16 protein-coding genes are annotated in these 19370 nt (G+C 74.7%); 10 read left to right on the top strand and 6 right to left on the bottom strand.

Annotated features, from left to right (window positions below; translation table 11 throughout):
* Positions 1–85: 85 nt before the first annotated feature.
* On the bottom strand, positions 86–688 hold the full coding sequence (locus tag ACFFHU_RS17495) for a TetR/AcrR family transcriptional regulator (RefSeq protein ID WP_377340229.1): 603 nt from the start codon (positions 686–688) through the stop codon (positions 86–88).
* A 101-nt stretch (positions 689–789) separates the two neighbouring features.
* Between ACFFHU_RS17495 and mddA the strand changes: the two genes are divergently transcribed.
* Complete coding sequence (mddA, locus tag ACFFHU_RS17500; RefSeq protein ID WP_377340232.1) at positions 790–1662, top strand: methanethiol S-methyltransferase; 873 nt, start codon at positions 790–792, stop codon at positions 1660–1662.
* A 15-nt stretch (positions 1663–1677) separates the two neighbouring features.
* Positions 1678–3909, top strand: coding sequence for an alpha/beta fold hydrolase (locus tag ACFFHU_RS17505; protein WP_377340234.1), 2232 nt, complete (start codon positions 1678–1680; stop codon positions 3907–3909).
* Here the strand turns inward: ACFFHU_RS17505 and ACFFHU_RS17510 are convergent.
* Positions 3791–4852 (bottom strand): DUF998 domain-containing protein, encoded by a 1062-nt coding sequence (locus ACFFHU_RS17510; protein ID WP_377340236.1) that lies wholly within the window; start codon positions 4850–4852, stop codon positions 3791–3793. The genes ACFFHU_RS17505 and ACFFHU_RS17510 overlap by 119 nt on opposite strands.
* Before the next feature lie 163 nt (positions 4853–5015).
* Between ACFFHU_RS17510 and ACFFHU_RS17515 the strand changes: the two genes are divergently transcribed.
* Entirely contained in the window at positions 5016–5492 is a 477-nt protein-coding gene (locus ACFFHU_RS17515; RefSeq protein ID WP_377340238.1) for a hypothetical protein, read from the top strand.
* 88 nt (positions 5493–5580) lie between these two features.
* Entirely contained in the window at positions 5581–5865 is a 285-nt protein-coding gene (locus ACFFHU_RS17520) for a hypothetical protein (RefSeq protein ID WP_377340240.1), read from the top strand.
* A gap of 164 nt (positions 5866–6029) precedes the next feature.
* Here the strand turns inward: ACFFHU_RS17520 and ACFFHU_RS17525 are convergent, their stop codons facing one another.
* On the bottom strand, positions 6030–6983 hold the full coding sequence (locus ACFFHU_RS17525; RefSeq protein ID WP_377340241.1) for an FAD-dependent oxidoreductase: 954 nt from the start codon (positions 6981–6983) through the stop codon (positions 6030–6032).
* Between the two features lie 1196 nt (positions 6984–8179).
* The gene (locus ACFFHU_RS17530; protein ID WP_377341183.1) at positions 8180–10786 is read right to left on the bottom strand and encodes an MGH1-like glycoside hydrolase domain-containing protein; all 2607 of its coding nucleotides are present in this window, start codon (positions 10784–10786) and stop codon (positions 8180–8182) included.
* Between the two features lie 326 nt (positions 10787–11112).
* On the opposite strand from ACFFHU_RS17530, the gene ACFFHU_RS17535 reads away from it, so the two are divergent.
* The 4 genes from ACFFHU_RS17535 (at position 11113) to ACFFHU_RS17550 (ending at position 16943) form a co-directional block, all read left to right on the top strand.
* On the top strand, positions 11113–13080 hold the full coding sequence (locus ACFFHU_RS17535; protein WP_377340243.1) for an amylo-alpha-1,6-glucosidase: 1968 nt from the start codon (positions 11113–11115) through the stop codon (positions 13078–13080).
* 97 nt (positions 13081–13177) lie between these two features.
* Entirely contained in the window at positions 13178–14482 is a 1305-nt protein-coding gene (locus tag ACFFHU_RS17540; protein WP_377340245.1) for a glycosyltransferase family 4 protein, read from the top strand.
* A 91-nt stretch (positions 14483–14573) separates the two neighbouring features.
* Positions 14574–16346 carry a serine/threonine-protein kinase gene (locus ACFFHU_RS17545; RefSeq protein ID WP_377340247.1) on the top strand — a complete coding sequence of 591 codons (1773 nt, stop codon included), beginning with the start codon at positions 14574–14576 and terminating at the stop codon, positions 16344–16346.
* 45 nt (positions 16347–16391) lie between these two features.
* Positions 16392–16943, top strand: coding sequence for a DUF1697 domain-containing protein (locus ACFFHU_RS17550; protein ID WP_377340249.1), 552 nt, complete (start codon positions 16392–16394; stop codon positions 16941–16943).
* A gap of 10 nt (positions 16944–16953) precedes the next feature.
* On the opposite strand, the gene ACFFHU_RS17555 is transcribed toward ACFFHU_RS17550, so the two are convergent.
* Positions 16954–17289 carry a YnfA family protein gene (locus ACFFHU_RS17555; protein ID WP_377340252.1) on the bottom strand — a complete coding sequence of 112 codons (336 nt, stop codon included), beginning with the start codon at positions 17287–17289 and terminating at the stop codon, positions 16954–16956.
* Positions 17290–17311: 22 nt separating this feature from the next.
* Between ACFFHU_RS17555 and ACFFHU_RS17560 the strand changes: the two genes are divergently transcribed.
* Positions 17312–17599, top strand: coding sequence for a DUF1905 domain-containing protein (locus ACFFHU_RS17560; protein ID WP_377340254.1), 288 nt, complete (start codon positions 17312–17314; stop codon positions 17597–17599).
* Between the two features lie 152 nt (positions 17600–17751).
* Here ACFFHU_RS17560 and ACFFHU_RS17565 read toward each other — a convergent pair whose 3' ends face one another.
* Entirely contained in the window at positions 17752–18633 is an 882-nt protein-coding gene (locus tag ACFFHU_RS17565; protein WP_377340257.1) for an oxidoreductase, read from the bottom strand.
* Between the two features lie 107 nt (positions 18634–18740).
* Between ACFFHU_RS17565 and ACFFHU_RS17570 the strand changes: the two genes are divergently transcribed.
* Entirely contained in the window at positions 18741–19337 is a 597-nt protein-coding gene (locus ACFFHU_RS17570; protein ID WP_377340259.1) for a TetR/AcrR family transcriptional regulator, read from the top strand.
* Positions 19338–19370: the final 33 nt, after the last annotated feature.

Below are 19370 nucleotides of genomic sequence, written 5' to 3' on the forward strand. Positions count from 1 at the left end.
GACGGCCCGGTGCCCTCCTCCGCGGCCCCGCCGCGGTCAGGTCGCGCCCGACGGCCCGGTGCCCTCCTCCGCGGCCCCGCCGCGGTCAGGTCGCGCCCGACGGCCCGGTGCCCTCCTCCGCGGCCCGGATGAGGTCGGTCACCCGGCGCAGCGCGGATCGGACCCGGCCGGCCCACCCCTCGTCACCGAGCAGGATCACGCTCTCGCCGCCGAGGAAGGCGAGGCCGATCAGCGTGCCGACCTCGGCGGCCGTGAACGGGCCGAGCGGGCCGAACCGCCGTTCGGCCTCCCCGGCCACCTCGGTGAGGATGTCCAGCCAGCCGCGCAGCATGTTCAGGATCTGCCGGGCCACCTCCTCGTCGGACCAGCCCGCCGTGATCATCTCCTGCAGCACCCGCACGTAGCCCGAGGCCAGGTCGTCGTCGAGGAAGTCGCAGGCCTGCCGGTACCGCTTCCACAGCGGCACCTCGGCGGCGTACATGCGCTCCTGCCGGGAGACCAGGTCGCCGTTCTCCCGGTCGAGCAGCGCGAGCACCATGCCGCGCTTCCCGCCGAAGTGGTAGTGGATCTGGCTGAGCGGCACACCGGCGCGCTCGGCCACCCGGCGGGTGGAGAGGTTGGCGTAGCCGTCGTCCAGCAGGCACGATCGCGCCGACTCCATGATCTTGCTCGACGTGTCTGTCGCCAAGACGCCACTTCCCATCCGTCGCGGCCATTGCTCGGTCGGTCGACCGAATGATACCGTACGGCCAATTCGGTCGGTCGACCGAGCGAGCGGAGGTGCTCTTCATGATCCGGCGAATCCTGACCCTCGGCTACGGACTGCTCGCCTATCTCGCGTTCGTGGCGGCCATCGTCTACACGGTCGGCTTCCTGGCCGGCGCCGCCGTGCCGAAGGGGGTCGACGACGGTCCGGCCGGTCCGGCCTGGTTGGCGGTGCTGGTCGACGCCGCCCTGCTCGGCCTGTTCGCGGTTCAGCACAGCGTGATGGCCAGGCCGTGGTTCAAGCGCCGGTGGGTACGGGTCGTGCCGGCGGCGGCCGAGCGCAGCACGTACGTGCTGGCGGCCAGCCTCACCGTGGGCCTCCTCCTCGGGCTCTGGCGGCCGCTGCCGGAGACCCTGTGGTCCGCGCCGGCGGGCTGGCCGCGGGTCGTGCTGTGGGTGGGTTACCTCGGCGGCTGGCTGCTGTTGCTGGTCAGTACGTTCGTCATCGGGCACTTCGACCTGTTCGGGCTGCGCCAGTCCCTGGCCGGCGCGCGCGGCACCGGCTACCCCGAGCCCGGCTTCCGGCAGCCGCCGCTGTACCGGGTGATCCGGCACCCCATCATGACCGGCTTCCTCATCGCCTTCTGGTGCGCTCCGCGAATGAGCGTCGGGCGGCTGCTGTTCGCCGCGGCCGCCACCGGATACATCCTGGTGGCCGTCCGGTTCGAGGAGCACGACCTGCGCGCGCAGCTGGGCGAGCCGTACCGGCGCTACGCCGAACGGGTGCCGGCGTTCTTCCCGCACCCGACCCGCGGTTCACGCCGCCGCACCGCCGTGCGGCCGGACGAGGCTGGCCGACCGGAACCGGCCGCCGCGGTCCGGCCGGACCGGGCCGGCGCTCCGCCCGTCGCGGCGCGGCCGGACCGGGCCGTCGTCCCGCCCGGCGCGCCGGACTGAGCCGGGAGCGCCACGATGCGGGCCCGCGAGCCGGACGCCGAAGGTTTCGTCGAGCACCACGGCGTGCGGATCCACTACGAGGTGCACGGCACCGGTGAACCCGCCGTGCTGCTCATGCCGACCTGGACCATCGTGGACAAGCGGGTCTGGAAGGCAGAACTGCCCTACCTCGCCCGGCATCACCGGGTCATCACGTACGACGGGCCGGGCAACGGGCGCTCCGACCGGCCGCGCCACGGCGAGGCGTACCGGCAGGAAGCCCAGGTGGAGTACGCGCGCAAGGTGCTGGACGCGGCCGGCGCGCCCCGGGCGGTGCTGGTGGGACTGTCGAAGGCCGCGAACTGGGCCCTGGACCTCGCGGCGAACCACGCGGACCGGGTCCTGGGGCTGGTCCTGCTGGGCCCCTCGGTGGCCCTCGCCGATCCGACCGCCACCCCGTCCCGGCCCGGCTTCCACGGCGACCCGCCCCGACTGCCCGCCTCGGCCGTGCCCGACCTCGGCCGCGATCCGGCTACGCACTGGGCCAAGTACAACCGCCGCTACTGGCACGAGCGGTACGAGGACTTCGTGTGGTTCTTCATGGGCCAGTGCTTCCCGGAGCCGCACTCGAGCAAGCAGATCGAGGACGGCGTCGGCTGGGGACTGGCCGCCGGACCCGAGGTGTTGACCGCCGACGCCGAGGCGCCCTGGCCGGATTCGGCAACGGTCGCGCAGTGGTGCCGCCGGGTCAGCTGCCCGGTGCTGCTGGTGCACGGCGACCGGGATCGGGTGAGCCCGCACCGGCGCAGCGAGCTGATCGCCGAGCTGACCGGCGGGGACCTGGTGACCCTGCGCGGGGGCGGGCACATCGCGCAGGCCCGCGACCCCGTCGCGGTCAACCGGCTCGTCCACGACCACGCCCGCCGGCTCCACCCGGCCCCGGAGTCGGAGCCGGCATCGGCTTCGGAGCCGGCATCGGCATCGGAGCCGGCATCGGCTTCGGAGCCGGCGTCCCGGCCGGCGCGGTCGGCCGGGCGGCACCGGGAGTGGTTCCGGTGGGATCACCGGGCACGCCGGGTCCTCTACCTCTCCTCACCCATCGGGCTCGGCCACGCCCGCCGGGACGTCGCCATCGGCACCGCGCTGCGCCGGCGGCATCCCGAGGTACGCATCGACTGGCTGGCCCAGGACCCGGTGACCCGGGTGCTGGCGGCGGCCGGCGAACGGGTGCACCCGGCGAGCCGATGGCTGGCCAACGAGTCGGCGCACATCGAGAGCGAGGCGGGCGAGCACGACCTGCGCTGCTTCGAGGCGCTGCGGCGGATGGACGAGGTGCTGGTGGCCAACTTCATGGTGTTCCACGACGTGGTCGAGGAGGGCCGGTACGACCTGGTCGTCGCCGACGAGGCCTGGGACGTCGACCACTTCCTGCACGAGAACCCGGAGCTGAAGCGCTTCGCGTACGCCTGGCTCACCGACTTCGTCGGCTACCTGCCGATGCCCGACGGCGGCCGGCGGGAGGCGCTGCTGACGGCCGACTACAACGCCGAGATGCTCGAGCACATCGCCCGCCATCCGCGGGTGCGGGACCGGGCCATCTTCGTCGGCAACCCCGAGGACGTGGTGCCCGGCCGCTTCGGGCCCGGGCTGCCGCCGATCCGCGACTGGACCCGTGAGCACTACCGGTTTGCCGGCTACGTCACCGGCTTCGACCCGCGGCCGCTGGCCGACCGCGCCGCCCTGCGGGCCGAGTTCGGCTACCGCCCGGACGAGCGGGTCTGCGTGGTCACCGTGGGCGGCTCGGCGGTCGGCAGCCACCTGCTACGCCGGGTGGCGGCGGCCTTCCCGCAGGCCGCGCGGCAGGTGCCCGGCCTGCGCATGGTGGCCGTCACCGGGCCCCGGATCGACCCGGGCGGTCTGCCCGACGTGCCGGGTCTGGAGGTCCGCGAGTTCGTACCCGACCTGCACCGGCAGCTGGCCGCCGCCGACCTCGCGGTGGTCCAGGGCGGGCTCACGACCTGCATGGAGCTGACAGCCACGGGCCGGCCCTTCCTGTACGTGCCGCTGCGCGGCCATTTCGAGCAGAACATCCACGTGCCGCACCGGCTGGAACGGTACGGCGCCGGCCGGCGGCTGGACTACGAGCGGCTCACCCCCGACGCGCTCGCCGAGGCGATCCGGGAGGAGATCGGTCGGGTCCCCGCGTACCGACCGGTCGAGACCGACGGCGCGGAGCGGGCCGCCGACCTGCTCGCCGAGCTGCTCTGAGGGGCGCTTCGCCGGGCCAGGGCCGACCCGGCGAACCGGGCCGCAGCGCCGAGTCCGCCACGGCAGGACGGGGCAGAACGGTTCCGAGCAGCACGAGCAGGACGATCTCCGTGACCGCCACCAGGCGTTCCAGCAGCCCGACGTACGGCCGCAGCGGCGAGCCGGCCAGGTAGGCGATCACGAACGGCACGAGCGCGACCAGGCAGCCGGCCGCGGTGGCCGCGACCACCCGGGCCGCGCCGGTGCCGCGATGCCGTAGCGCCGTCGACAGGGCCCCGAGCGGCAGGCCCAGCAGGGCCACCACCGACGCCCACTGGTGGATCTGCCCGGTCACCGTGTCCGGCATCCCGATCGGGTCCCGGGGGAAGGCGGTCAGCACCACGAGGCCGAGGCACCAGCAGCCGAAACAGGCGCCCGCGGCGGCCGTGCCCGCGATCCACCGGTACGCCCCGGCGGGATCCCCGATCCACCGGTAGGCGGTGCCCGCGCCGGACCGCAACAGCGGGCCGAGCAGCGCGATCGACGCGGCCGCCAGGGCCAGCACCCCGGCGTCGAAGATCCAGCGGGCCGAGGACAGGGCGTAGTCGCTGATCGTGTCGGAGACCGGGCTGAGCCGGGCGACCAGCACGTGCAGCAGCGCGAACAGCAGCAACGTGACGCCGGCGGCGGCCAGCCCGAGCGCGCGGACCAGGGTCGGCCACGCCCGCAGGACCGCCCGGCACCGGCCGGGTCGGGCCGGTCGCGGCTCCCCCGGCCGGTGCGGCCGAGCGGTCGTGCCGCCCAGGTCCGCCATCTCGCCCTCCAGCTCGGCCAGAGGTGACTGTTCCCGCTCCCGCACCGTACACACCCCCGGCGCGGCCAGTTCCGCCAGCTCGGCGCCCTCGAGGTGCTCCGGGCGGATGCTCAGGATGGGCGCGGCGGCCCGGCGGCGGGAACTCGGCACTCCCGCTCCCGCCGCCCTCTCGGCTACCGTTGTCGATGTCTTTCCGGCTGGTCGCCGCCGACGTCGAACCCGCCGCCACTCCGGCGCGTAACCCGATCGGTGAAACCCGCCCCTCGGCACGCCCGGTGGGTCAGGATCGTCGAGGAGACGAGGAGGTGCCGTCGTGCCCGACACGCGGACTCCCGAGCTGTCGTTCGAGGTGGCCGGGCTGCCACCGATCCGCACCGACGGGCTGTCGGTGTTCTCGGCCGGACACCGGCAGGCCACCCGGGTGCGGACCCTGCTGGCCGCCGCCTGCGACGCCGCGCAGGCCACCGGCTGGCGCGCGCTGACCGGTCCGGTGGCGCTCGATCTGGTGCTGTACTGCCCGCCCGGGCACCGGATCTCCGACGCGGCCCAGCTGCTCGGCGGGGTCGGCACGGTGTTGCAGGACAAGAAGCGGGCGAGCGCGGTGGGACTGGCCCATCTCGGGGTACTGGTCGACGTGGCGCTCTACGACGACGAACGGCAGATCCGCCGGTTGTGCTACACCGAGGAACCGGCGGCCGACATCTCGTACGTCATCCGGGTCGCCGCCCTGCATCCGGCACGCCCGCTGGCGCCTGCTTCGCACCACACCGTCCCCAGCCCACCGGTTTGATCCACCCACCCCTGGTTCGACCCGGCCTCGCCGGTTTGGCCGGGTCCCGCGGTGGGGTACCGCGGACGCGAAGACGAAGGGAGTGCGCATGTCCGAGCCACACGTGACGCTCGATCCGAGGGGCCTCGACCCGACCCAGCGCAAGCTGCGGGGGGCGCTGGAGGAGCAGCTCACCTCGGCATTGCGCGCGGCCACCGACCGGGTGCGCGCGGCGTACGCCGGCGAGCCGGTGGAGGAGGTCTGCCGGCGGTTGCTCGACGAGACCCGCTCCGGGCTGCACCCCGACATCGCCGCCGGCTTCGATCCCGACATGAACGAGTTCTGCCGGGTGGCCATCGCGATCGTCCGAAACGAGCAGCCGCACCCGAACTGAGGGACCGCGCCGGCCACCACCGCCGGCGCGGCCCCTCGACCGTCCGCCCCACCGCCGGCGCGGCCCCTCGACCGTCCGCCCCACCGCCGGGCGCGGCCCCCCGACCGTCCGCCCCACCGCCGGCGCGGTTTCCCTCGACCGGCTGCCGCCGAGCCGGCACGGGCTCAACCGGCCGACACCAGGTCGGCCACCTCGGCCGCGCAGCCCCAGCTCATCGTCATGCCGGCGCCGCCGTGCCCGTACGCGTGCACCAGCCGGACCCCGCCGGGCAGGCCCGCCGGGTCCCGCTCGACCCGGGCGCCACCGCGCCGGCCCGGTCGCAGCCCGACCAACTCGGCCCGCACGGCCGCGCCGGCCAGGCGCGGCTCCAGCGCCCGGCACCGGTCCAGGATCGCCCGGGCCGCCGCCGGGTCCGGCCCGGTTCCGGTCTCCCCCGGCTCGTACGTCCCGCCCAGCACCACGTCGCGGCTGCGCGGATGCACGTACGTGAGCCCGGCGGGCGCGTCCTCGTCGCGGATCGACACCCGCAGCCCCGGGCTGGCCACCAGCACCACCCGGCCGCGGACCGGATGCACGGCGGGATCCGCCGCCAGCCGCGTCGCGCCCAGCCCGGCCGCGTGCACCACCACCGGCGCGAGGTCGGCCGCCTCGGCCAGCGTGTCGAGCCGACGGCGCAGCAGCACCGTGCCGCGGGCGGCCAGGTCGGCCCACAACCAGTCCAGGTACGGGCCCATCTCCACCGACGGCACCGTGCACCGCCATTCGCCGGCGTACGCCCCGGGCGGCGGCCCGACGACCCGGAAGTCCGGCACGGCGGGCGCCCACCAGGGCGGGTCGGCCGGGGCCCGCAGCAGCATCCGGGTCGGCCGCGGCGCCACCCCGGGCACCCCGGCCGCGGCCTGCCGCTCGAACACCCCGAACGCCTGCCGACTCCACTCCAGCGCCCGCGGGTCGGCCTCTACATGGGACGGGTACCAGACCGCGGCGGCGATCCGGGACACCAGCCGGGCCGGATCGTCGGCCGTCAGGACGGCCACCCGGGCGCCCCGCTCAACCAGCCGAGCCGCGCAGGTCAGCCCGATGATCCCGGCGCCGACCACCACGACGTCGTACCGCATACGGTCACCGTAGCCGCGGTGCTCCACCCCGCCTGGTGCCGCTGGGCCGCCGTCGCTTCGCCGGCCGGGTTGCGGGTCCGGCGTCCAAGCGCCGGCGGGGTGACCGGCGCCATCTCCCTGGCCCGGCTGCATCGCGTCACCGCCGGCGGGGTGACCGGCGCCAGGCTGCATCGCGGCAGCGCCGGCGGCGGCAGCGGCGATCCCGGTCGTGGCGGCGTCGCAGCCAGCTCCCCTGGTGGCGGCGCGGCCGCCTTGGCAAGCTCCTTGGCGTCAGCGGCGTCAGCGGCGTCAGCGGCGTCAGCGGCGTCAGCGGCGTCAGCGGCGTCAGCGGCGTCAGCGGCGTCAGCGGCGTCAGCGGCAGCAGCGGTGGCAGCAGCGGCAGCGGCAGCGGCGGCGGCGGCGGCGTTCCGGTCGGACGGGACGGGCCTGTTGGCGTACCGGGTCCGGCCGGGGCGCTCGGCCTCGTCGGCGCGTCGGGCCGGTGTCGGCGGTGCGGGCGGTGCGTCAGCGGCCGACACCGCCGACGGTCTCGCACCACGGCCGCGGCGAAGCTTCACGACGTGCCGTTGCGCGAGTCCCCAGGAACGGCGCCGCGCCTGTTCTTGGCGGAACCGTTCACCCGCCGGAGAATAGTTGCGTGACCGGGTCCGATCGCGCATGGCCGCCATTTCCGCTTGACCAAATAAACTGAGCTGCCGCCGCACCTTACTATTATCCCCTAAATCGACAGTCGGGCCTTCGCCGTCGGGCTTATTTTCACATAGAGCGCCTTCACGAAGGCGGCCGCCGCAACCCCAATTCCAATGACCGGACCTGACCTGACCTGACCTGACCGGACCGGACCGGACCGGACCGGACCGGACCGGACCGGACCGGACCGGACCGGACCAACTGGTGGGTGGGAACCGCGCACCAGCCATGGAAAGACCACTCTGGACAGCGCCACAAGACCAGCGGACGGGAAGGATCCGGAGTCAGCCCGCCGGGTGCGCGGGCGCTGCCCCACCAAACCACATTCGGTTGGCCATTTTCGACCGCCGATTTCCCAAAACCCGATCCCGGAAAGCGTCATTCGCCGAATCCGGCCGGCCTTGACCCTTGCGGCCGACCGCCGTACGAAGAGCCTTCCATGCCACCTTCGGCCTGCGAGAAATTCGGGCAACGTGGCTGAGATATCTGGCGGAGACGCCGCCTCCTCAGCGGCGCAGCGTGAGGATGAGGTCGGCCACCAGGGCGGTCCAGCCGGTCTGGTGCCACGCGCCCAGGCCGGCGCCGTTGTCGCCGTGGAAATACTCCGGGAAGGCGATCCGGTCCCGCCAGTCCGGCCGGGTCTGGAACAGCTCGTTGGCGCCGTACATCGGCCGCCGCCCGTCCGGGCCGGGCACGAAGAGCGAGATCAGCCGCTCGGACAGGTCGTCGGCGATCCGGCCCAGCGTGAGCTTCCGCCCCGAGCCGGTCGGGTATTCCACCAGCAGGTCGTCGCCGTAGAAGGCGGCGTAGTCGCGCAGCGCCCCGATCAGCAGGTAGTTGGTCGGCAGCCAGATCGGACCGCGCCAGTTGGAGTTGCCGCCGAACAGGCCGCTGGTGGACTCGGCCGGCTCGTACCCGACCGTGCAGAGCTGCCCGCCGAGGTTGACCGTGAACGGCTCGGCCAGGTGCCGGCGGGACAGCGTCCGCAGCCCGTACGGCGAGAGGAACTCGTCCTCGTCGAACATCCGAGCCAGCAGCCGGATGAGCTGGTCGGGGCCCACCATGGACAGCAACCGCTGCTGCCGGCCGTCCGGGCCGAGCCGCCGGCCGCCCACCACCTCGGCGTACTCCGGCCGGTTGGCCAGCGACCAGCGCAGCCGGGCCGCCACGTCGGGCAGCCGGCGCAGCGTCTCCGAGGTCAGCCGGGTGGTGGCGGCCAGCGGCAGCAGCCCCACCACCGAGCGGACCCGCAGCGGCACCTTGCTGCCGTCGGGCAGCCGCAGCACGTCGTGGAAGAAGCCGTCCGCCGGATCCCACAGCCCCTGCTCGTACGCGGCCGCGGCGATCAGCGTGAAGTGCTCGAAGAACTTGGTGGCCAGGTCCGCGTACGCCGGGTCGTGTACGGCCAGCACCAGCGCCATGTCCAGCAGGTTCAGCGCGTACATGGCCATCCAGCCGGTGCCGTCGGACTGCTCCAGCACGCCGGCTACGGGCAGCGCGGCCGACCGGTCGAACGGTCCCACGTTGTCCAGCCCGAGGAAGCCGCCCTCGAACACGTTGTTGCCGCCGGTGTCCTTGCGGTTGACCCACCAGGTGAAGTTGAGCAGCAGCTTGTGCAGCACCCGGGCCAGGAAGTCGAAGTCCCGACCGCCGTCGATGGCGAACACCTGCAGCGCGGCCCACGCGTGCACCGGCGGGTTGACGTCGCCGAACGCCCACTCGTACGCCGGGATCTGGCCGTTGGGATGCTGGTACCACTCGCGCAGCGGCAGCAGCAGCTGCGCCTTGGCGAAGGCCGGGTCCACCCGGGCGATGCTCACGCAGTGGAAGGCCAGATCCCAGGCCGCGAACCACGGATATTCCCAGGGGTCCGGCATGGAGATGACGTCGAAGCAGCTCAGGTGGGTCCAGTCGCTGTTGCGGCCGTGCCGGCGGCCGGCCGGCGGCGGCGCCGCGGCCGGGTCGCCGGTGAGCCAGCGCCGCACATCGAAGTGGTAGAACTGCTTGCCCCACATCAGCCCGGCGACCGCCTGGCGCACCACCGCGGCCTCCGCGGCGGACGCTCCGGCCGGCACGAGCCGGGCGAAGAACCGGTCCGCCTCGGCCCGCCGGTCGGCCAGCACCGCCGCGTGGCCGGGGCCGAGATCCAGCGCCGGCGCCGGGTCCGCGGCCGGCGGCGGCGCCGTGGCGGCCAACCGCAACCGCAGCCGTACGCTCGCCCCGGCCGGCACGTCGAGGACGTAGTGCAGCGCGCCCTTGGTGCCGGTACGCGCCGGGTTGACCGTGGCCGCGCCGTTCACCACGTGGTCGTTGATCCCGTCCTTCGGGTACGCGCTGCGCCCGCCCAGCCCCCACAGCCGGTGGGTGTTGGTCTCGTTGTCGCACAGCAGCGGCGCCGGCGCGCCCTCGCCGGCCAGCACCAGCTGGCCCAGCTCCGGATGCCGGCCGACCAGCCGGCCGGGCTCGCCGACGATCTCCGGCGTCCGGTCCCGGGCGGGCAGTCCCCACGACCAGGTGTTGCGGAACCACAGCGTGGGCAGCACGTGCAGCCGGGCGGCCGCGTCGCCCCGGTTGGCCACGGTGATCAGCAGGCACAGATCGGTGGGCGACGCCTTCGCGTAGTCGACGGTGACCGCCCAGTACCGGTCGTCGTCGAAGATCCCGGTGTCGACCAGCTCATACTCCGACTCGTCCCGTCCGCGCCGGCCGTTCACCGCCACCAGGTCGTCGTACGGGAAGGCCGCCTGCGGGTAGTGGTAGCGCCAGCGCATCCACGAGTGGGTGGGGGTGGAGTCCTCGTACCACCAGTAGTCCTTGGCGTCCTCGCCGTGGTTGCCGCCGTGCCCGTCGAGGCCGAACATCCGCTCCTTGAGGATCGGGTCGACCCCGTTCCACAGGGCCAGCCCGAAGCAGAACGTCTGCCGCTCGTCGCACACCCCGGCCATGCCGTCCTCGTTCCACCGGTAGGCGCGGGACCGGGCATGGTCGTGCGGGAAGTAGTGCCAGGCGGTGCCGTGTTCGCTGTAGTCCTCCCGTACCGTCCCCCAGGCCCGCTCCGCGACGTACGGCCCCCAGGCCCGCCACGCCCGCTCGCCGGCGTCGGCCTCGGCCAGCCGGAGCCGCTCGGCGTCGGCCTCGGCCTGCCGCTCGGCGTCCTCGGCCGGCCGCGGGCGCTCGGCGTCCTCGGCCGGGTTGTGGCTGGCGGGCGGCACGTACACCTCTTCCTGATCTTCACCGGGTCGTCACCCGATCGGGTCGGAGTATCCGGGCATCTTAGAGACTGCCCGGGGTACCGGGCCCCTCGCCCGACGGGTGGCGCCGTGAGCGCGAGGAGTGAGCCGGGTTTGCGAGCCCCGCAGTCGCGAACGAAAGGTGGCGCCGTGAGCGCGAGGAGTGAGCCGGGTTTGCGAGCCCCGCAGCCGCGAACGAAAGGTGCGCCATGATCGAAATCGGGTTCGGCCCGCAGGTCTGCGGCGACGCCGCGGCGGGCGCCGGCCGCGAGTGGCTGGTGACCGACGGTCTCGGCGGGTACGCCATGGGCACCGTGGCCGGCCTGCGCACCCGCCGCTACCACGGGCTGCTCGTGGTGGCCGGAGACAGCCCGGCGAGCCGCCGGGTGGGACTGGTGGCGCTCGACCCGGTGCTCACGCTGCCGTCGGACGCGCGGGTCCGGCTCGGGGCGCACGAGTGGGCCTCCGGCGTCGTCGACCCGGCCGGCTTCGAGCTGCTGGAACGCTTCGATCTGGTGGACGGCCTGCCGCGCTGGCGCTGGCGGATCGGCGAGACCGTGCTGGAACGCGAGCTGGCCATGGCGTACGGGCGGCCGGCCGTGGCGGTCGTGCACCGGCTGGTGGCCGGGCCGCCGGTCCGGCTGGACCTGGCCGCCGTCTGCACCTGGCGGGACGCGCACGGCGAGCGCCGGGCCGGTGGCCCGGACCCGAGCCTCGAGCCGGCCGCCGACGGCGCGGTGGTGGAGCGGGCGTACCGGCTGGCCGGGCCGGACTGGCACGCGGCCGGCCGGTGGTGGCACGGGGTGCGCCACCGCGCGGAGGCCGATCGGGGGCTGCCGGCCGAGGAGGACCTCTGGCACGCGGGGAACTTCGCCGGCACGCTGCGGCGTCCCGGCGACACCGTCGGCGTGCTCGCCTGGGCGGGGGATCTCGACACCCCGCCGCCACCGGCGGTCGAGGTGGTGACCGCGGCCCGCCGCCGGCACCGCGCCGTGGTGGCCGCCGCCCGGCCCGCCGACGACGTCGGGGCGACCCTGGCCCTCGCGGCCGACGCGTTCGTGGTGCGCACGCCGGCCGGGCCGGACGTGGTGGCCGGCTACCCGTGGTTTGGCGCGTGGTCCCGGGACACCATGACCGCGTACGAGGGGCTGTTCCTGACCACCGGCCGCGCCGACGAGGGCCGCGAGCTGCTGCGGGCGTACGCGGGAACGGTGTCCGAGGGGATGCTGGCCAACACCGCCGACACCGGCCGGGTGGAATACAACACCGTCGACGCGAGCCTGTGGTTCCTGCACGCGGTGACCCGGCACGTCGAGGCGACCGGGGACGCCGACCTGGCCGCCGAGCTGCTGCCGGCGCTGCGCGCGATCGTCGACGGCCACCTCGCCGGCACCCGGTTCGGCATCCGGGTCGACGTCGACGGGCTGCTCGCGTCGGGCGCCCCGGGCACCGCGCTGACCTGGATGGACGCCCGGGTGCACGGCCGGCCGGTGACCCGCCGGGCCGGCAAGCCGGTCGAGGTGAACGCGCTGTGGATCAACGGCCTGGCCGGGGTGGCGGGGCTGGCCGACCGGGTGGGCGGGGACGCCGGGGCCGCCCGCGCCGCGCACGGACGCGCCGTCGGGTCGTTCCGGCGCCGCTTTCCGGCGCCCACCGGCTGGTTGTACGACGTGGTCGACGCGCCCGCCCCGGCGTACCCGAGGGGGGCGGCCGGCCAGGACGACGACTCGCTGCGGCCCAATCAGCTGCTCGCCTGGTCGCTGCCGTACGCGCCGCTGCCGGCGGACGGCGCGGCGCCGCACGCGGTCGGCGCGCCGCACGCCGTGGCTGCGCTGCGTGCCGTGGGCGCGGCGCTGCTGACCCCGCTCGGGCTGCGCAGCCTGGCTCCGGACGCCCCCGAGTTCGTCGGCCGGCACCGCGGCGCCCCCGAGCAGCGGGACGGCGCGTACCACCAGGGGACCGTGTGGCCGTGGCTGCTCGGCCCGTACGCGGACGCCTGCCGCCGGAGCAATGTGCCATTCGATGAGGCCTTTTCCGGTATTGATCATCATTTGCGGGAGTTTGGCCTAGGATCAGTATCCGAGACCGCGGACGGGCTCGCCCCGCACGGGGCAACCGGCTGCCCCTTCCAGGCCTGGTCGGTCGCCGAGGTGCTGCGCGCCCGCCAGGGTGGATGACGGCGTCACAGCACCGAAACCCCGGCTTCGCCACCGGTTATCGGAACTCCGCGAGGATTGGTGGCGACGGGCCACGGGACGACGAGGGAGCGGGCCGATGACGCCGAACGAGCCGGCAGGCGACATCCACCCCGCTCGGCCGCAGCGGGTGCTGCTGCTCTCCTGGGAATATCCGCCGGTGCTGGTGGGCGGGTTGGGCCGGCATGTGCACGCGCTGTCGGTGGCGCTGGCCGCCGCCGGGCACGACGTCACGGTCGTCACCCGGCACGCCGACGGCGCCGCCCTGGACGAGCGCGTCGACGGGGTACGCGTGCTCCGCGCGCCCGAGGACCCGGTCACGTTCCCGCTGGCCACGTCCGCCCTGCTGGCCTGGACGATGGCCTTCAACCACACGCTGCTGCGCACCGCCCTGCGCGCCGCCGACGCCGGCCGGTACGACGTGGTGCACGCGCACGACTGGCTGGTGGCGCACACCGCGGTGACGCTGGCCGACCACCTGCGCCTGCCGCTGGTCACCACCATCCACGCCACCGAGGCGGGCCGACACCAGGGCTGGCTGCCGGGCGAGCTGAACCGCACGATCCACTCGGTGGAGCACTGGCTCGCGCACGAGTCGGACTGGGTGATCGTCTGCTCGGGCTACATGCGAGACGAGGTCACCCGGCTGTTCGGCCTGCCGGGCGAGCGGGTCACCGTCGTACCCAACGGGGTGGACGACCGGGCCTGGCGGGCCCGGCCGCACGCGGTGGCGTCGGCCCGCCGCCGGTACGCCGGCCCGGGGCCGCTGGTCGGCTTCGCCGGCCGGCTGGTCTATGAGAAGGGCGTGCAGCACCTCGTGGGCGCGGTGCCCCGGCTGCGCGACCGGCACCCCGGGCTGCGGGTGCTGATCGCCGGCGACGGGCCCTACCGCCCCCAGTTGCAGGAGCAGGCCGACCGGCTGCGCCTCGGGCAGACCGTGCGGTTCGTCGGCTTCCTCGGCGAGGCGCAGTTGCCGGCCGTGCTGGGCGCCACCGACGCCACGGTGGTGCCCAGCCTGTACGAGCCGTTCGGCATGATCGCCCTGGAGGCGGCCGCGGCCGGCGCGCCGCTGGCCGTGTCCGCCACCGGTGGCCTGGCCGAGATCGTCGAGCCGGGCGTCACCGGCGTGACCTTCCCGCACAGCGACCCCGACGCGCTGGCCGGCGCGGTCGACACCCTCATCGCCGACGAGGGCTTCGCCCGCCGGGTGGCCCGGCGGGCTCGCAGCATGGTGGCCGAGCGGTACGGCTGGTCGTCCGTGGCCGCCCGGACCTGCTCGGTCTACGCGCGGACCGCCCGGCTCGGGTCGCCGGGGGGATCCGAGCCGGTGGTCCGGCCCCGGCTGGTGATTCCGGAGGGCAACCTGCTGGCCATGGCCGGCTGAGCGAGCAAACCGGCAGAGTCCCGTCCACGGGATGCGACCGTACGGGCCGCTCGTTATCGTGCACATGGGGTGACGAGTGTCGGGAGCGGTGGTGCGGCAGGTCCTGATCGGCGAGCGCTACCGGCTGCTCCGTCTGGTCGGTCGCGGCGGGATGGGGCGGGTCTGGCTCGCCCGCGACGAGGTGCTGCACCGCGACGTCGCCGTCAAGGAGGTCGTGCCGCCCGAGTGGCTCAGCGCCGAGGAACGGGACACGGTCCGCGACCGGACCATGCGGGAGGCCCGCACCACGGCCCGGCTCAGCCACCCGAACGTGGTCCGGGTGTACGACGTGGTCCTCTCCGGCGACCACCCCTGGATCGTCATGGAGTACGTCCCGTCCCGCTCGTTGCAGCAGCTCATCACCGATGACGGCCCGGTGCCGCCGGAGCGGGCCGCCCGGATCGGGCTGGCCGTGCTGGCCGCCCTGCGCGCCGCGCACCGCGCCGGGGTGCTGCACCGGGACGTCAAGCCGCACAACGTGCTGATCGCCGACGACGACCGCGTGGTGCTGACCGACTTCGGGCTCGCCATCGCCGACGGCGACGGCCGGATGACCCGGCCCGGCATGGTGATGGGCTCGCCGCAGTACGTCTCCCCCGAGCGGGCCGCCGAGGGCGTCTCCACGGTCGAGGCGGACCTGTGGTCACTGGGCGCCACGCTGTACGCCGCCGTCGAGGGCCGGTCCCCGTACGCCCGGAAGACCTCGATGGCAACGCTCACAGCGTTGGCCACCGCCCCGCCCGACCCGGCCCGGCGGGCCGGCGAGCTGCGGCCGGTGCTCGACGGCCTGCTGCGCCGCAACCCCCGGCACCGGCTCGACGCGGACGAGGTGGAGCGGCTGCTGCGGCGGGTGACCACCGAGCCGGACGCCCGGTCCGGAACGCCGGAGGCCGCCCCGGGCTCGACGACGGTCAACGGGGCGGCCGGGCCCAGCGTCGATGCGGCCGGCGCCGACCCGACCACGCCGGCCGACCCCACCGGGTTCCGCTGGCCCGGCCCGACCGACGCGCCGGAGACCACGCCCCGCGCCATCCGGGCGGGACGCGACGGCGGTCCGGACGGATCGACGGACCCGGGTCGGCCACCGGACGGATCCGGCGCGCGCCGCCGGCGCGCCTGGGCCCTGGTGCTGGCCGCCGGGGTCGCGGTGCTGGTGGTGCTCGCGGCGGCCGCGCTGCTGCTGCCCCGCCTCGCGGACCGGAACCGCGGCGGCGGACCCGGCGCGAGCCCGACCGGCCCGGCCGGCAACCCGAACCCGACCGGTCCGGCCGGCAGCCCGAGCGCGAGCGGCGCGGCCCGGCCGGCCGCCTTCCCCTGCGGCGGCGCCGTTCCGGCCGCCGCCGCGCCGGTCACCCCCGGACCCCGGCCCACCGGCGAACCCTTCGCGCTCACCCCCGGCTGGACCTGGTACGTCGATGCGGCCGGCTACCGCATCGCTACCCCGACCGGTTGGCTGCACTACACCGACGGCGCGGTCGCGTGTTTCCGCGAGCCCGACGGCGCCCGGGTGCTCAGCGTCGACCCCGACACCCCGCCCACGGCCCGTCCGGACCAGTACTTCACCGCGCAGGAGCGCCGGCTCACCGGCGCCGGATCGGTGCCGCACTACCAGCGGGTGGTCATCCAGCGGATCGACTACTACGCGGGAGCCGAGTGGGAGTGCCGGTGGACGAACGCCAAGGGCGTGCCGGTGCACTCGTACCGGATGCTGGCCAACTCGGGCGGCCGGGCGTTCACGATCGGCTGGCTCACCCGCGAGTTCGACTGGCCCGGGGACCAGGCCAACCTGCTGATGCTGCGGCAGAGCTTCCGCCCGCCCACCTGACCGCGACGGGCGGCGGTCGGGGGGCCGCTCTGCCAGAATGCCTGCGTGGCCGGCGGGAGTGAGATGACCAGGTACGCGGCGCTGCTGCGCGGGATCAACGTGGGGCGCAACCGGCGGATCGCCATGGCCGACCTGCGGGCGCTGCTCACCGAGGAGGGCTATGGCAACGTCGCCACGCTGCTGCAGAGCGGCAACGTGGTGCTGGACGCCGAGCAGCCGCCCACCAAGCTGGTGTCCGCGCTGGAGGGCGCCATCGAGCGGCGGTTCGGGATGGCCGTGGGCGTGGTGGTGCGTACCAAGGAGGAGCTGGACCGGATCGTGGCCGGCGACCCGCTCGCGGACCAGGTCACCGACGGCTCCCGGTACGCCGTCTGGTTCCTGGCGAAGCCGGTGCCCGCGGCGGTCGCCGAGGCGCTGGCCGCGGTCGACCTGCAGGACGACCGGTACGTCGTGACCGGCCGGGAGATCTACGGTTGGCTCCCGCACGGCCAGCTCGACAGCCCGGTGGCCACGGCCATGGCCAAGCTCAAGGGCCTGCCGACCATCACCAACCGGAACTGGAACACCGTCCGCAAGCTGCTGGCCATGATGGACTGAGGCGGGCCGCTCAGGTGCCGCGCGGCGCGTACATGATCACGGCGACGCCGAGCAGGCAGACGGCCGCGCCGGTCAGGTCCCACCGGTCCGGCCGGAAGCCGTCGAGGACGACCGCCCAGAGCAGCGAACCGGCCACGAACACCCCGCCGTACGCCGCGAGGATCCGGCCGAAGTTCGGGTCGGGCTGGAAGGTGGCCACAAAGCCGTACGCGCCGAGCGCCAGCACGCCGCCGGCGATCCACCAGAGCCCGCGGTGCTCCCGCCAGCCCTGCCAGACCAGCCAGGCGCCGCCGATCTCGGCGAGCGCCGCTAGCACGAAGAGCAGCAGGGACCGCAGAACCGTCACCCGAGGAACCTATCCTGGCGCGATGGAGCTGGAGTTTCGCGGCGAGATCTGGTTCTGGCGGGGTCCGGCGCCGTGGCACTTCGTCACCGTGCCGGAGGACCGGTGCGGTCCGCTGGAGGACGTCGCGCCGCTGGTGAGCTACGGCTGGGGCATGATCCCGGTGACGGCCCGGATCGGCGCGACCGAGTGGGAGACGTCGCTGTTCCCCAAGGACGGGCGGTACGTGGTACCGGTGCGGGCGAACGTGCGGCGGGCCGAGCGGCTGGACGTGGGCGACGCCGTGACGGTCCGGCTGGTGGTCGACGCCTGATCGCCGGGCGGGCGGTCGGGCCACCCGCAACCGCCGGGCGGGCGGTCGGGCCACCCGCAACCGGCGGGCGGTCGGGCCACCCGCAAGCGGCGGGCGGGCGGCCGAGCCACCCGCAACCGGCGGGCGGGCGGCCGACCGTCCCGCAGGTCGGCTCAGGAGGCGGCCGCGGAGCCGATCGCGTCGAGTTCGGCCATGGCGTCGTCCGGCAGCCGCAGATCCGCCGCGCCGAGGTTCTCCCGCAGGTGCGCCCGCGAGGACGTGCCGGGGATCAGGGCGATGGCCGGAGAGCGCCGCAGCAGCCAGGCCAGCGCCACCTGCTGCCGGGAGTGCCCGAGCCGGTCGGCCACCCGGGTCAGGATGTCGGACTGCAGGGGGGTGAAGCCACCGAGCGGGAAGAACGGGACGTACGCGATGCCGTCGCGCTCGCACCGGTCCACCATCGCGTCGTCGCCCCGGGCGGCCAGGTTGTACTCGTTCTGCACGGTGACCACGGGGGCGATGGCCTGCGCCTCGTCCAGCTGCGACACGGACACGCTGCTCAGGCCCAGGTGCCGGATGAGGCCGTCCCGGCGCAGCTCGGCGAGCGCGCCAAACGCCTCGGCGATCGAGTCCGCCGGCCCGCCATGCTCGGCGTGCCGGTAGTTGACCACGTCCAGGGCGGCAACGCCGAGGCTGGCCAGGTTGTCGTGCACCTGCGCGACCAGTTCGGCCGGCGAGACCGCGGGCAGCCAGGAGCCGTCGGGGCCGCGCCGCGCGCCCACCTTGGTGACGATGTGCAGCCCGTCCGGGTAGGGGGCCAGGGCCTCGCGGATGATCTCGTTGACCACCCGCGGGCCGTAGAAGTCGGCCGTGTCGATGTGCGTGACGCCGGACTCCACGGCCGTGCGGAGCACGGCGATCGCCTCGTCGCGGTCGCGCGGCGGCCCGAAGACGCCCGGCCCGGCCAGCTGCATGGCCCCGTAGCCCAGCCGGCTGACGGCGAGGCCGTCGGCGAGGACAAGCGCCCCGCCGGGGGCCGTGACAGGTACGGTCATGTGCTATCCCATCTCCAACGTTGCGGTTGCACTCTCACCATACGTCGGCACGATCCCAACCGCAACGTTGGAGATGGCGCTGTCCGGGATCCGGCTAGGATGTCCGCATGGCGTGGGATGTCGAGGGGACGAAGCGGCGATTGAAGGACGCCGCCATCGTCGAGTTCGCCGAGCGCGGGCCGGACGGGACCACCATGTCACGGATCGCCGAGCGCGCCGGGATCAACAAGGAACGGCTGTACAAGTACTACGGCGACAAGGACGCGCTGTTCGAGACGGTGCTCGCCGAGGAGCTGGACCGGCTGGCCGGGGTCGTTCCGCCGGCCGGCGATACCGTGGCCGACCTGGGCGAATGGGCCGGGCACGCCTTTGACTACCACGCCGCCCACCCGCACCTGGTACGCCTGCTCCAGTGGGAGGGGCTGGCCGGGCGCGGCATCGCGGACCGGCTCAACCGGGAGACGCACTACCGGGAGAAGGTCCGGGCGGTCGAGCGCGCACAGCGGGACGGGCTGATCAGCGATGCGGTCGATCCCGCGCATCTGGTCTTCCTCGTCATCGCGATCGCCACCTGGTGGTTCTCCGTACCGCAGGTCGCCCAGATGCTCAGCGGCGGCGCCCCCGACGACGACGCCGAGCACGCCCGGCGCCGGGCCAGCGTCGTGGCGGCCGCCCGCCGGCTGGGCGCGTCCGGCCAACCCTGAGCCGCCGCCTCCGCGGTCGCGGCTCCGCCCGGG

This window comes from Plantactinospora siamensis, assembly GCF_042434095.1.
Classification (GTDB): domain Bacteria; phylum Actinomycetota; class Actinomycetes; order Mycobacteriales; family Micromonosporaceae; genus KBS50.

Coding starts and splice junctions, on each gene's coding strand:
- ACFFHU_RS17540 (WP_377340245.1), top strand. CDS start 13,178: ATGACGCCGAACGAGCCGGCAGGCGACATCCACCCCGCTCGGCCGCAG.
- ACFFHU_RS17520 (WP_377340240.1), top strand. CDS start 5,581: ATGTCCGAGCCACACGTGACGCTCGATCCGAGGGGCCTCGACCCGACC.
- ACFFHU_RS17535 (WP_377340243.1), top strand. CDS start 11,113: ATGATCGAAATCGGGTTCGGCCCGCAGGTCTGCGGCGACGCCGCGGCG.
- ACFFHU_RS17565 (WP_377340257.1), bottom strand. CDS start 18,633: ATGACCGTACCTGTCACGGCCCCCGGCGGGGCGCTTGTCCTCGCCGAC.
- ACFFHU_RS17505 (WP_377340234.1), top strand. CDS start 1,678: ATGCGGGCCCGCGAGCCGGACGCCGAAGGTTTCGTCGAGCACCACGGC.
- ACFFHU_RS17560 (WP_377340254.1), top strand. CDS start 17,312: ATGGAGCTGGAGTTTCGCGGCGAGATCTGGTTCTGGCGGGGTCCGGCG.
- mddA (WP_377340232.1), top strand. CDS start 790: ATGATCCGGCGAATCCTGACCCTCGGCTACGGACTGCTCGCCTATCTC.
- ACFFHU_RS17570 (WP_377340259.1), top strand. CDS start 18,741: ATGGCGTGGGATGTCGAGGGGACGAAGCGGCGATTGAAGGACGCCGCC.
- ACFFHU_RS17525 (WP_377340241.1), bottom strand. CDS start 6,983: ATGCGGTACGACGTCGTGGTGGTCGGCGCCGGGATCATCGGGCTGACC.